Annotated in this window: 11 protein-coding genes; 2 read left to right on the top strand and 9 right to left on the bottom strand. The window is 68.0% G+C overall.

Annotation, left to right across the window (positions count from 1 at the left end):
* Nucleotides 1-68 precede the first annotated feature (68 nt).
* On the top strand, nt 69-1352 hold the full coding sequence (gene ptsJ / locus QP457_RS13205) for a transcriptional regulator PtsJ (RefSeq protein ID WP_205404444.1): 1284 nt from the start codon (nt 69-71) through the stop codon (nt 1350-1352).
* A 10-nt stretch (nt 1353-1362) separates the two neighbouring features.
* Here ptsJ and QP457_RS13200 read toward each other — a convergent pair whose 3' ends face one another.
* From QP457_RS13200 to QP457_RS13170, 7 genes are all read right to left on the bottom strand, one after another.
* Nucleotides 1363-1869 (bottom strand): hypothetical protein, encoded by a 507-nt coding sequence (locus QP457_RS13200; protein WP_205404445.1) that lies wholly within the window; start codon nt 1867-1869, stop codon nt 1363-1365.
* A gap of 82 nt (nt 1870-1951) precedes the next feature.
* Entirely contained in the window at nt 1952-5062 is a 3111-nt protein-coding gene (locus QP457_RS13195) for an error-prone DNA polymerase (protein WP_205404446.1), read from the bottom strand.
* 5 nt (nt 5063-5067) lie between these two features.
* Nucleotides 5068-6477, bottom strand: coding sequence for a DNA polymerase Y family protein (locus QP457_RS13190; RefSeq protein WP_205404447.1), 1410 nt, complete (start codon nt 6475-6477; stop codon nt 5068-5070).
* A gap of 9 nt (nt 6478-6486) precedes the next feature.
* On the bottom strand, nt 6487-7101 hold the full coding sequence (imuA, locus tag QP457_RS13185; RefSeq protein WP_205404448.1) for a translesion DNA synthesis-associated protein ImuA: 615 nt from the start codon (nt 7099-7101) through the stop codon (nt 6487-6489).
* A gap of 315 nt (nt 7102-7416) precedes the next feature.
* Nucleotides 7417-8424, bottom strand: coding sequence for a cyclase family protein (locus QP457_RS13180; protein ID WP_205404449.1), 1008 nt, complete (start codon nt 8422-8424; stop codon nt 7417-7419).
* 36 nt (nt 8425-8460) lie between these two features.
* Nucleotides 8461-9111, bottom strand: coding sequence for a DsbA family protein (locus tag QP457_RS13175; RefSeq protein ID WP_205404450.1), 651 nt, complete (start codon nt 9109-9111; stop codon nt 8461-8463).
* A 92-nt stretch (nt 9112-9203) separates the two neighbouring features.
* The gene (locus tag QP457_RS13170; RefSeq protein WP_205404451.1) at nt 9204-10154 is read right to left on the bottom strand and encodes a LysR family transcriptional regulator; all 951 of its coding nucleotides are present in this window, start codon (nt 10152-10154) and stop codon (nt 9204-9206) included.
* A gap of 106 nt (nt 10155-10260) precedes the next feature.
* Here QP457_RS13170 and QP457_RS13165 point away from each other — a divergent pair, with 106 nt between their 5' ends.
* A complete protein-coding gene (locus tag QP457_RS13165; protein WP_240196437.1) occupies nt 10261-11139 on the top strand; it encodes a sterol desaturase family protein in 879 nt (292 codons plus the stop codon).
* Between the two features lie 8 nt (nt 11140-11147).
* Here QP457_RS13165 and QP457_RS13160 read toward each other — a convergent pair whose 3' ends face one another.
* Nucleotides 11148-11852, bottom strand: coding sequence for an AraC family transcriptional regulator (locus QP457_RS13160; protein WP_205404452.1), 705 nt, complete (start codon nt 11850-11852; stop codon nt 11148-11150).
* Between the two features lie 124 nt (nt 11853-11976).
* A complete protein-coding gene (locus tag QP457_RS13155; RefSeq protein ID WP_099821515.1) occupies nt 11977-12411 on the bottom strand; it encodes a glyoxalase in 435 nt (144 codons plus the stop codon).
* Between the last annotated feature and the right edge of the window lie 70 nt (nt 12412-12481).

Genomic DNA, 12481 nt, shown 5'->3' with positions numbered 1-12481 from the left:
CTCCGGTGCGGGGTGGCCAGGGTGGGATACACTGGCACAGGACAAGAGATAGTTTGGCATAGGACAAAATGAAAATCACCGGGAGCAGCGCCGAGGCGATCTTCGACAGCATCCGCGAGGGCATCGGCAGCGGTCAGCTGACGGCGGGCAGCGTGCTGCCGCCGGTGCGGGAGCTGGCCGATCAGCTGGGGGTCAACCGCAATACCGTGGCTGCCGCCTACAAGCGGCTGGACGCGGCGGGCCTGGCCAGTACGGCAGGGCGTCGCGGCACGGTGGTGCGCGGCCTGCCGGCGACGATGGCGCGCGAGGGCAGTGCGCCGGGGCTGGCCCTGCATGACCTGGCCGGCGGCAATCCGGATCCACGCTGTCTGCCCAGCCTGCGCGTGGCTGCAACGGCCTCGCGCCTGTATGGGGTGGAGACGGTCGATCCACGCATGCAGCGCCTGGCACGGGCCTCGCTGGATGCCGATTGCCCGCCGGGCTATGCGCTGGAACTGACCCATGGCGCGGTCGATGGCATCGAGCGTCTGTTGTCGGCGTGGCTGCTGCCGGGGGACCGCATCGCAGTGGAGGATCCCTGTTTCCTGGGCAGCCTCAATGTCCTCGGTGCGGCCGGACACGCGCCGCTGCCGGTGGCGGTGGATGCGCACGGCATGCAGGTGGAATCATTGCGGCAGGCGTTGGATGCAGGTGCACGCGCGGTGCTGCTGACCCCGCGCGCACACAATCCTACTGGTGCCAGCCTGGACGCGAAGCGTGCACGTGCGCTGCGCCAGTTGCTGGCCGGCTATCCGCAGGTCGCGGTGCTGATCGACGATCACTACGCGCTGCTCTCGCAACAGGCCTATCACTCGGTGTTGCCGATGGACGGTCGGCGGTGGGCGTTGCTGCGTTCGTTGTCCAAGGCGTTGGGCCCGGACCTGCGCGTGGCCTGGCTGGCCTGCGATGAGCAGACCGCGGCGCGCCTGCGTCTGCGGCTGGCGGCGGGCACCGGCTGGGTCAGCCATCTGTTGCAGGATGCGGTCAGTGCGGTGTTGGAGTCGGCGCAGCAACGGGCGAAGATCGCAGCGGCCGGTGAACGCTACCAGCAGCGGCTGCAGGGTCTGCAGGCGCTGTTGCAGGCGCGTGGGCTGCCCACATCCACGCCGATGGAAGGCTTGAACCTGTGGCTGCCCCTGCCGGCCGACAGCACACCGCAGGTGCTGGCGTTGGCGGCGCGTGGCTGGCATGTGCGTGGGGGGGAAGTCTTTGCCGTGTCTGCACCGGCGCATGGGCTGCGCATCACCTGTGCGGCACTCGGCCCGCAGCAGCAGCGTCGGTTGGCCGATGACCTGTCGGCGGTGATGCGTTGAAGGTGTGCGCTCAGGGCGCGGCGCTGGCGCCGGGGCGCACGTAGTAGGACTGGCCGCTGTCGTCGAGGAACACCAGCTCCGGCTTGCCCTGCCAGGAACTCAGCATGGCGCCGGTGTTGTTCTGGTGCTTGACCATCAGGCTGGCGCCGCGGTCCGGGTTGGCCACCACTTTGAAGACTTCGGTGGTGCCGGTCGCATCGTCAAGGGTCAGCAGGGCTTCGCCACCCCGGTCGCTGGTGCCGTAGCCGCCGCGCTCGGAACCATCGGGGCCGAGCAGGATCAGGCCGGACAGGGCGGTGGCACGCGGCCCCTGCGGGCGGCCCTGGCTGAGGGGATCGGGGACCGGTGCACCGAGGATCACCCGCGGCTGGCCGCTGGCATCGTGGATGATCAGGCCGCGCGCTTCGATCACGCGTTGCGGTGACTGGCTGCGATGCAGGTTCCAGGCGGTCCAGCCGGACACGAGCAACGCGAGTGTGGCGACCACCAGGGTGGTCAGGGTCAGGGCACGCGCCATTGTGTATTCCTTCCTTGGACGTGGCCGACGATAGCGGAATCCGGTCGATCGTGGCCAGTTCGTTGTGTGACGATGTGTATCGTCAATGGAAGTCGCGGCTGTGGCTGCGCAGTCCCTGCAGCAGTTCGTCCAGGCAGTGCATGCGCTGCACGATCACATGCTGCACGCCATCCACGCGTTCCAGTCGGCCATCGATCTGCATCAGCTGCGTGTCTACCAGGATGTGGTGCTGGCGGTCGGCCAGATGTCGCCAGACCACGGCGTTGACCATGCCGGTTTCATCTTCCAGGGTCAGGAAGGTGACGCCGCTGGCGGTCTGCGGGCGCTGGCGCATGCGTACCAGGCCGGCGATGCGTACGCGCCGGCCATGGCCGTGGTTGGCCAGCTGCGCGGCATCCAGGCAGCCACGGGTTCGCAGCTGCGCGCGCAGGAATGATATCGGATGGCGGCCGAGGGTGGTGCCGGTGCTGCGGTAATCGGCCTGCATGTCTTCCCAGGCGCTGGGCAGGGGCAGGGCCACGCGTGCTTCGGCGGTGGCGCGGGCCTGGTCGAACAACGGCAGGCGGTTCTCCACGCCGGAGATATCCCAGCGTGCACGGTGGCGATGGCCGCTGAGGCCGCGCAGGGCGCCGGCATCGGCAAGCAGGCCCTGCTGGCGGCGATCCAGTGCGGTGCGCTGGCAGAGGTCGCCGACATCGTCGAATGGGCGCCGCGCGCGTTCGCGCATGATGGCCTGCGCGGCCGGTTCGCTGCAGCCATCGACCAGCCGCAGGCCGAGGCGGATTGCCGCCGCGCCTTTGCCGAAGTCCAGCGTGCAGTCCCAGTCGCTGTGGCGCACGTCCACCGGCAGTACCGTGATGCCATGCCGGCGCGCATCCTGCAGCAGCTGGTCGGGGCTGTAGAAGCCCAGCGGCTGGCTGTTGATCAGGCTGGCGGCGAACGCGGCCGGGTGATGGCACTTCAGCCAGCAGCTGGCATAGGTGAGCAGGGCGAAGCTGGCGGCGTGGCTTTCCGGAAAACCGTAATCGCCGAAGCCCTTGATCTGCTCGAACAGGTGTTCGCCATATTCCAGGCTGAAGCCGTTTTCCAACATGCCGGTCAGCAGCTTTTCGCGGTGCGGCTCCAGGCCGCCACGACGCTTCCAGGCGGCCATCGAACGGCGCAGGGCATCGGCTTCGCCTGCGGTGTAGCCAGCCGCATCCACTGCCAGCTGCATCACCTGTTCCTGGAACAACGGCACACCGAGCGTGCGGGCAAATACGCGCTCCAACCGGGCGGGATAGAGTGGATTGTCCGGATCGTTCAACGCATCCGGCCCTTGTTCGCGCAGGATCCGCCGACGTTCCAGGTAGGGGTGGACCATGTCACCCTGGATCGGGCCCGGGCGCACGATTGCTACCTCGATCACCAAGTCATAAAAATTGCGCGGCTGCATGCGTGGCAGCATCGCCATCTGCGCGCGCGATTCGATCTGGAACACGCCGATGGTGTCGGCGGCGCAGATCATGTCGTAGGTCCTGGCATCTTTGGAAGGAATGGCATCCATCCGCCCTGCATGCAGGCCATGCTGCTGCAGCATCGCCAGGCATTTGCGGATGGCGGTGAGCATGCCCAGCGCCAGGCAGTCGACCTTCATCAGGCCGGTGGCGTCCAGGTCGTCCTTGTCCCACTGGATAACGGTGCGGTCGGCCATCGCCGCGTTTTCCACCGGTACCAGCGTCGACAGCGGGTGTTCGGAAATCACGAAGCCGCCCGGATGCTGCGACAGGTGGCGCGGAAAATCGATCAGCTCGGCGGTCAATGCCAGCAACCGGCGCATCAACGGTGTTTCCGGATCGAAACCGCGCTCGCGCAGGGTTTCCGGCAGCGGAATGTTGCCGCCCCAATGATCCATCGCCGCGCCCAGTTCGTTGACCTGGTCCATCGGCAGGCCCAGCGCACGGGCGACATCGCGGATCGCGCTGCGCCCACGGTAGCTGATCGCCACCGCAGTCAACGCGGCACGCTCGCGGCCATAGCGGTTGAACACGTACTGCAGCACTTCCTCGCGGCGCTCGTGCTCGAAGTCGATGTCGATGTCCGGTGGTTCATCACGCTCGGCGGAGATGAAGCGCTCGAACAGCAGGTTGCTGCGCGCCGGGTCGATCTCGGTCACGCCCAGTACGAAACACACCGCCGAATTGGCCGCCGAACCGCGCCCCTGACACAGAATGCCCTGGCTGCGCGCGAAACCTACGATGTCCTGCACGGTGAGGAAGTAGGACGCGTACTGTTTCTTCGCGATCAGGTCCAGCTCGTGTTCGATCTGCTCACGTTGCGCGGGCTCGATGCCCTTTGGCCAACGCCAGGGAATATTTTTCTCGACCAAGGCGCGCAGCCAGCTGTCCGGGTCGTGGCCTTCGGGTACCAGTTCGCGCGGGTAGGTGTATTTCAGCTGGTCCAGGGTGAAGTGGCAGCGTTCGGCGATGCGCAGGGTTTCAGCCAGCAGTTCGGGCGGATACAGCTGGGCAAGTGCGGTGCGTGGGCGCAGATGGCGCTCGCCATTGGCAAACAGCCGCCAGCCGGCCTCGGCCACGCTGCAGCGGTGGCGGATCGCAGTCAGCGTGTCCTGCAGGGCGCGGCGCCGACGCACGTGCATGTGCACGTCGCCACTGGCGACCAGCGGCAGCTGGTGGCGTTCGCCGAAGGCCTGCAGTTGGTGCAGCCGGCGCGTGTCGTCGTGTTCGTGATGCAGCTCCACCGCCAGCCACAGGCGCTGCGGAAAACAACGGCGCAGCAGTTCCAGTTCGGTGGCCGCCGGTTGCCTGTCCAGCCACAGGCACAGCAGGCCCTCGGGGAGTCCATGCAGGTCCTCGCGCAGGCAGCGGTATTCGCCCTTGGCCGCTCGTCGCCGGCAGGTGGTGATCAGCTGGCACAGCCCGGCATAGGCCGCCTGGTCGGTGCACAGCAGGGCCAGCTTCGGCCCGTCTTCAACCTGGAATTCGGCGCCGACGATCAGCGCCACGCCGTGTGTCTTCGCCGCCTGCCAGGCGCGCACGATGCCGGCCAACGAGCACTCGTCGGTGATCGCCAGTGCGCGATAGCCCTGTCCGGCAGCGCGTGCGAACAGCTCCTCGGCGATGGAGGCGCCACGCTGGAAACTGAAGGCCGACAGGCAATGCAGCTCGGCGTACCCGGGCAGGTCGGTGTGCATGGGGATCAACCGAACCAGCCGTGCAGCATCCACGGTGCATGCGGATCATTGCGCGTGCGGAAGGCCCAACCACGCTGGCCCTGCGCGGTTTCCACCACGTAATAGTCGCGGCGTGCGTCGGCCTGGTCCCACCAGCCCGATTCGATCCGCTCCGGCCCGGCGACGATGCGCAGGCGCGGATCGCGCAGCGGCTGCGGCGTATCCAGCAGCCAGCCGGGGCGCAGCGGCCAGTACGCCGGTGGCTTGGCCGGTGGCTGGGTGCCGCTGGCGCGCTCGGGGCGGTGGTCGGCCTGCACGGCCAGCGGCTGCACGGCGTCATCGCCAAGGCGGGCACGCAGGCGCTCGCGCAGCTGGGTCCATGGCATCGCCTGCGCTGGACGCGTGTCGAACAGATCGCGTGCGGCAGGCACGAACGGTGGCAGCTGCTCGGCCTGCAGGCGCAATGCACGGCTGCCGGCGGGCAGGGCGAAGCCTTCCATGCGGTTGCGCGCGATCTCGAACAGCAGCGCCGCATCGCGTTCGGGGGCCAGCAGGCCGATGGTCAGCACGCTGGCCGGCAGCAGGTCGTGTTCGAAATGCAGGTCGAAACGCTGCACGCCGCCATCGCGCGAACACAGGAACGCGGCCAGGTCCAGCAGCAGGCGCCGCAGCGGGAACAGCAGGGCCTGGCTGGATTCGATCTCGTATTCGAATTCGATGCGCGCATCGAACCGGTCCGGCGGCTGGTAATAGCGCAACGGCGCGTTGCCCAAGCCGCGCACGGCATCCAGCTGCTGCAGCACCTCGGGGGCGAAGCGGCGGGCCAGGCTTTCGCGTGGCAGGTCGAAGGCCGCGCCCAGCGTGCGCAGGCCGGAGCGTGCCAGCACGGTCACCGCATCAACGGGCAGGCCACTACGCGCCAGTGGCAGCTGCGCCAGTGCGGCGGGCAACTGCTGCGCGTCGATGCCAAGGCCATCGTGCACATTGGCCAGCACGCGCGCGGCATGCGGGTTGGGGGCGGCGACCAGGCGATGGCGGAAGCCCAGTTCGTGCAGGCCGTTGCGCAGGCGTTGTTCGATCGTCAGCCAATCGCCGAACAGGGCACGGCTGGCACCGATCTCCAGCACCAGCGCATGCGGAAAATCGAGGCTGACCAGCGAACTGGTGGCATACAGCCAGCTGGCCAGCAACTGCCGGGTGTGCTGTTCGGCGCTGGGATCGTAGTCGTGCAGCTGCAGGTCCTGCACCAGCACCTGCGCGGCCGACAGCAGCATGCCCGGGCGCAGCCCCGCTGCCCGCGCGGCAGGGCTGACCGCACGCAGCACACGACGCTGCGCCGGCCCCTGCAGCAGCACCAGCGGCCGCTGCGGATCCGGCTGCAGGCGCAGCACGCTGTCCAGCGCCAGCTGCGGCAACAACAGGCAGGCCCAGTGCATGGCGCGGCCTCAGTGGGCGATGGCCAGCGGCAACGGTTGCGCCGGTGGCAGCCCGCCGCGGCACTTCAACACCCGCGCCTGGCCGTGGTCGAGCTGCAGGCGCAGGCTGGCCGGGGAGGGGTTGCGGGCGGCGCGGGCCTCGCGGAACACGAAACCCAGGCACTGGCCGCTGTCGGCAGCAACCTGCAGGCGGCGCAGGGCGCGATCGTCAGCCTGCTGCGGCCAGCACAGCACGGCGGCGCAGGCAGCAGAGCGCAGGCACTGCTCGGTCGCCCACAGGGCCTGCTTCGGTGCGGCGTGGATGATCTGCAGCTGGGCCAGGTCGAGCCCGGCAGCGGCCCATGCCGGGGCATGCGGGCGGTAGGGCGGGGCGACCAGCACGATCGGCCGTTCGCGCTGGCTCAGTTTCGCCAGCGCCGGCCAGACCAGGGCCAGTTCGCCGACCCCGGGTGCGGCCTGCAGCACTTCACACAGCCCGCTGGCCGGCCAGCCACTGCCGGGCAGGCGCGCGTCCAGCGCCGGGTGGCCACTGGCCAGATGGCCGCTGGCCTGCCCCTGGCGTGCCGGCCCGCGCCAGACCTGGCGGCCGTCCAGCAGGCGGTCGAGGGCGACGACGGCGCCCATCAGCCGGTCCTCCGAGAGAGGCGCCGGGCTGGCAGGAAGCGGCAGGAGTGGGCGGAAACGGTGGGCATGGAGCGAGTATCGACAGGCCGGTATCAGGGGCTGAGACCGGACATGCTACTCTGCTTATGAGTAATATTACTAATGAAATCGGAGGGTGGGGTTTCAGCTTGCTGAAGGAGGTAAAGCATCCACGCATGGCGTGGATCTACCGGGGAGTGGCTGGCTTGGCCGCAGTAGATCCACGCCATGCGTGGATGGGGGAAATGCGGTGCCGACCAAGGCCGGCACCCCGGACCCTGGCCCGGCGCTATCGGGTCATGGGCGGACCGGCAGGGCCACCGGGCGCAGCGGGGCGGCGTCGCCACCGCGGATCTTCAGCGGGCCACCGATGAAGGCGAACTCGTAGACCTTGTCACGGGCCAGTTCATCCAGCGCCACCAGTTCTATGATCGGCGCGCCCTGCTGCGCCAACAGGTAGGTGTGCAGCGGCACGTAGTCGTCGGACACTTCGGAGGGGAAGGTCTCGAAGCTGAGGTTGTCGGCGCCGACGATCATCGCGCCGCTGTCCTCGACCAGGAAACGCGCCGCATCCAGGCCCATGCCCGGCGGGTTGGCCATGTACGCCTTGGGCTGTTCGAACAGGCGCATGCGACCGGTGCGGATCAGCACGATGTCGCCCTGCTGCAACTGCACGTGCTGGCGCGCCAGCGCATCCTTCAGGTCCTGGCGGGTGACGCGGTAGCTGTCCGGCAGCATGTCCATGCCCTTGGCACCGGCCACGTCGATCAGCACCCCACGGGCGATCAGCGGCGGGAATTTCTCGATGCCGGTGACGTTCCAGCCGCGGTCGCCGAGGTGCTTGTCGGCCTCGAAGCCATTCCAGATCTTTCCATGGATGCCGAAGTGATTCAGCGCATCGATGTGGGTACCGGTATGGCTGTACATCGAGAACGCGGTGCCGGTGTAGCTGCGGGTGAGGTTCATCGTCTCGCCCACGCCCATCGGGTCGTCCATCACCGTGCCGCGCGGGGTGTGGGTCATCCAGAACTGGTAGTGCGGGTCGCCGGCATCCTGCCAGCTGGGCATGCCGACGTAGTACTCGGTTGCCAGATCGTAGGCTTTGCCGCCGCTGACCCGCGACAGGATCGCCGCGCGCGATGCCTCGGTGATCAGGTTGAGGCGGCCGATCTCGTCCTTCGGCCCCCAGGGGCTGGTGCCGACCTGCTGGCCGGAAGGAACGCGTTCGTGTGCGGATACGGGAATGCTGACGGCGGCGCCGGCCAGCAGCAGGGCCAGGGCGGTGCCCAGGGTACGTGGGGTCATGGGAAATCTCCTTGCAGGGTGGGGGAACGGCGCGGCTCAGGCCACGACCAGCGGCGCCAGGGCCTGGCGCAGTTGCGGCAGCGGCAGGGTCTGCAGGCGCAGACCGTTGCCGGTGATGACGGTTGGAATGGAGCGGATGCCGAGCGCGGCAGCTTCAGCGCGGTCGGCCTGCACGCGCTGGCGCACCTCATCGCTGCGCATCCGGTCGGCGAAGACGCCACGCCGATGACCCAGGTGTTCGGCGATATCGAGCAGCACTTCGGCGTCGCCGATGTTGCGGTGCTGGTGCAGGTGTGACCACTGCACGGCATCGAACATCGCGCCGTGCGCGTCGTTGCCGCCGAGCATGCCGGCGGTCTGGCAGGCCAGTGCGCCGAGCCAGCCGGACGGATACTCGAAGTCCTGTGCGCGCATGCCGTCGATGTCGATGCGCGCGCTGTCGTCATGCGCGGCGCAGTCGGCCCAGTGGCGCAGGATGATGGCCTTGGCGCGCGGCATCGAGCCGAACACCTCGATCATCTGTTCGCGCGAGTCCTGAAGCACGAAGCTGCGATGGCGGACCTGGATGCCGAGTTCGGCCGAGACCTGCTGCAGGCGCGGGGCCAGCACGAAGCACCAGCCGCAGACCACGTCATGGAAGAAATCGACCACCGGTGCAGTGGTGGTCAGTGAAGGAAAGGCGATCATCGGCCTGCCGTCCGTGAGAGGGGAGGCGGCAGAGTAGGTGTCGCCGCCGGGCCGAAACAGCACGCGGCGGGCAGCTCAGTTTTCGCTGGCGGTTACGAATCCAGGCCGGCGCAGGCGGGCAGCTCGGCGTGCAGGAAATCGATGAAGGTGCGTACCTTCGGTTGCAGGTGGCGCGCGGTGGGGTAGACCGCGTAGACGAACCGCGGCGGATAGCGATGGTCGGGCAGCACCTGCTGCAGCTCGCCGCTGGCCAGTGCGGGTGCGGCCAGGAACGAGGGCAGCGCACCGATACCGACGCCGGCGACCAGCAGGTCACGCAGCAGCAGGCTGTTGTTGGCGGTGACCCGTGTCGGCAGGGTCACCGTGACCTGACCATCGGGGCCGAGCAGCGGCCAGCTGCCGGGTGAATCGGACAGGCTGTAGCCGAGCACGCTGTGCGCCTGCAGTTCCTCCACCACCTGCGGTGCCGGATGGTGCTGCAGGTAGGAGGGCGCCGCGCACAGCACTTGCTGCAGCGACGCCAGGCGGCGTGCGACCAGCCGCGAATCTTCCAGCTCGGCGCGGATGCGCAGGGAGACATCGAAGCCTTCGCCGACCGCATCGAGCAGCCGGTCTTCCATCACCAGGTCGAGCGCAAGCTGCGGATGCTGCTGCAGGAAACGTGGCAGCAGCGGCGACAGCGTGCTCAGCGCGAACGACTGCGGTGCATTGACGCGCAGGCGTCCGCTCACTTCACCGCGCTGCTGGGCGATGCCGCGCTCCAGGGTGTCCAGCTCATCGAGCAGGCGGCAGCATTCGCGGTAATAGGCATGGCCGGTTTCGGTCAGGCTCATGCGGCGGGTGGTCCGCTGCAGCAGTACTACGCCAAGATGCGTTTCCAGCGTACGCAGCTGCTTGCTCAGCCCGGCTGGCGACAGGCCCAGGTCTTCGGCGGCACGGGCCAGGCTGCCGCGTTCGACGATGCGGCGGAAGGCACGCATCAAGGTGAAGGAGTCCATGCCGGTCCCGGCCGCGATGAGGCCGCCATTGTAGATCCACGCCATGCGTGGATGGATGACGCGGGGATTGCGCCGTTTGTTCAAGCCGACCACCTGTACGCCCCGCCAACATGCAGGCCCCTCACTTCCCGGGTTGCCCATGAAGCACTGGATGCTCCGCCTGTATGCCCCGTTGTTTCTGCTGGGTTTTGTTGCTGCCGCCATCGGCTGGGTCGGTCACCATCACGGTGATCCGCTGTGGCTGCTTGCCTTGCTGGCTGTGGCCATCGCGGTGTCGTTCGCTGCCGAGCGGATGTGGCCATACGACCCGGCGTTCAACCACGACCATGGCGATCGCCTGCGTGACGTCCTGCATGCGCTGGTCAATGAAAGCCTGAACCTGCTGTCGATCGCCACGGTGCCGCTGCTGGCGGTGATCGTGCCCTGGCACATCTGGCCGACGCAGTGGCCATTCGCGCTGCAGGTGCTGGTGGCGATCATCGCGGCTGACCTTGGCATCACCCTGGTCCACTACGCCAGCCACCGCATCGGCTGGTTGTGGCGGCTGCATGCGGTGCATCACAGCGTGACCCGCATGTACGGTTTCAATGGATTGATGAAACACCCGCTGCACCAGGCCGCCGAAGCAGTGGGTGGCGTATTGCCGCTGCTGTTGCTGGGAATGCCGATGCCGGTGGCCGCAGTGCTGGCGTTTGCCATTGCGATCCAGTTGTTGCTGCAGCATTCCAACGTGGACATGCGACCGGGTGTGCTGGGCAGGGTGATGGCATGGGCGCCGCTGCATCGCTTCCACCACATCCGCTATGGCACTGCGGGCGACGTCAACTTCGGCTTGTTCCTGACCGTGTGGGACCACCTGCTGGGAACGGCGTTCGATGCGCCGGGCTATCGGCTGGGGCAGCGTGATCTGGGCATCGGCAGCCAGCCGGACTATCCGCAGGCGTATTCCGCACAACTGCTGGCGCCCTTCCGCGAGCTGCCGCATGGTGATGTGCCGGAGCTTCCGGAAGGTCTGCGCAGGCGCGGTTGATCGGGGAGTCAGGCCGCGTGCAGCTGCAGGCCCTGCAGTTGCGCGGCGCCGATGCCGAACATGCGGCGCAGGCTGCGCGAGAGGTGGGGCAGGTCGGCGAAACCGGCGGCATGCGCGCTGTCGGTCAGGCTGTGCCCGCGCAGATGATGCGCCAGTGCGCTGCGCAGCCGTTGCCACAGCACCCAGCCGCGCAGGGTCACGGCCAGTTCGGACTGGAAGCGCCGATGCAGCTGGCTGGTCGACAGATGCGCGGCCTCGGCGATATCGGCGGCGGGCACCGGACCGGGCAGGTGCTGGGTGATGCGGGCCAGCGCCGCCTGCACGCGACGGTCCAGGGGTTGCGGGCGGCTCAGCCGTGGCAGCCACTCGTGCAGTTGCGCGGCATTGCCTGGCAACGACTGCAGATGCTGCTGGATCTGTTCGAGGTCGGCATGCGCCGGTTCGAGGAACACCGTGCAGCCGTCAATGGGAGCCGACAGGATCGCGTGTGGCTGGAAGGAGGGCAGCCATAACCGCTGGCCTTGCTTCCGCACGCCATCGATCTCGACCTGCCAGGGCGCGCCTTCGCTCAGCAGCAGTTGATGGGCGTAGTGCGCATGCGCAGCGCTGTCACCGGCGTGGCCCTGCAGCACGGCAACGTGTGCATCCAGCAGCAGGGTGCCATTCCAGGGTAGAGCGGGGGAGGACATGGTGGAATTGTAGATCCACGCCATGCGTAGATGGCGCAGGTAGAGCAGTAGATCCACGCCATGCGTGGATGGCGGTCATGGTGCCGCACGGCTCCGGGTGCAAGGCATCCACGCATGGCGTGGATCTACTGAGGTGGGGCGCGCCACCTCAGCGCCCCTGCGGATCCGGCCGATGGTGCACGTACTCGACCACGGTGCCATCGGGATGCACCGCATTGAACGCCGCGCCGGTGGGCACGACCTGCAGTGGGAAGATGATCTCGGCGCCAGCGGCCACCAGTCTGTCGTGATACGGACGGACGTCGTCGACCAGCAGCGTACCCGTGGTCGACGTGAAGGGCGCCAGCGCCTCGTCGCAGCCTTCGATCAGCAGGAACGCACCGACCATCGCCAAGCGCAGGCCCGCCTCGGGAAACGGAAAGCCGGCATCGGCGACCACACCCTGCAGCTGCTCGTAGAAGGCCACGCTGCGTTCCAGTTCGCCGGGGGCGACGAATACCCGGATCAGCACGCGCGGGCTGCGCTGGCTGGAGGTGTCACAGCGGTCGCGCCAGAGATGGTCGAAGTCGCGATGTACGGTCATGGGCTCGATTCGTCGCCGGGGAGATCCATTATCGGCAGCCGCGCGCGGCCCGCTGATGACCGCCGGTGAT

Origin of the sequence: Stenotrophomonas sp. As-7 (assembly GCF_030291015.1) — a bacterium.
GTDB lineage: Bacteria > Pseudomonadota > Gammaproteobacteria > Xanthomonadales > Xanthomonadaceae > Stenotrophomonas > Stenotrophomonas lactitubi.
The sequence above is the reverse complement of the archived record's forward strand: the minus strand, read 5'-3'. Positions and strand labels throughout refer to the sequence as shown.

What these genes read in the sequence shown, in the direction of transcription:
- QP457_RS13190 (WP_205404447.1), bottom strand. Translation starts at nt 6,477, where the DNA reads ATGCACTGGGCCTGCCTGTTGTTGCCGCAGCTGGCGCTGGACAGCGTG.
- ptsJ (WP_205404444.1), top strand. Translation starts at nt 69, where the DNA reads ATGAAAATCACCGGGAGCAGCGCCGAGGCGATCTTCGACAGCATCCGC.
- QP457_RS13200 (WP_205404445.1), bottom strand. Translation starts at nt 1,869, where the DNA reads ATGGCGCGTGCCCTGACCCTGACCACCCTGGTGGTCGCCACACTCGCG.
- QP457_RS13155 (WP_099821515.1), bottom strand. Translation starts at nt 12,411, where the DNA reads ATGACCGTACATCGCGACTTCGACCATCTCTGGCGCGACCGCTGTGAC.
- QP457_RS13195 (WP_205404446.1), bottom strand. Translation starts at nt 5,062, where the DNA reads ATGCACACCGACCTGCCCGGGTACGCCGAGCTGCATTGCCTGTCGGCC.
- imuA (WP_205404448.1), bottom strand. Translation starts at nt 7,101, where the DNA reads ATGGGCGCCGTCGTCGCCCTCGACCGCCTGCTGGACGGCCGCCAGGTC.
- QP457_RS13175 (WP_205404450.1), bottom strand. Translation starts at nt 9,111, where the DNA reads ATGATCGCCTTTCCTTCACTGACCACCACTGCACCGGTGGTCGATTTC.
- QP457_RS13180 (WP_205404449.1), bottom strand. Translation starts at nt 8,424, where the DNA reads ATGACCCCACGTACCCTGGGCACCGCCCTGGCCCTGCTGCTGGCCGGC.
- QP457_RS13170 (WP_205404451.1), bottom strand. Translation starts at nt 10,154, where the DNA reads ATGGCGTGGATCTACAATGGCGGCCTCATCGCGGCCGGGACCGGCATG.
- QP457_RS13160 (WP_205404452.1), bottom strand. Translation starts at nt 11,852, where the DNA reads ATGGCGTGGATCTACAATTCCACCATGTCCTCCCCCGCTCTACCCTGG.
- QP457_RS13165 (WP_240196437.1), top strand. Translation starts at nt 10,261, where the DNA reads ATGCTCCGCCTGTATGCCCCGTTGTTTCTGCTGGGTTTTGTTGCTGCC.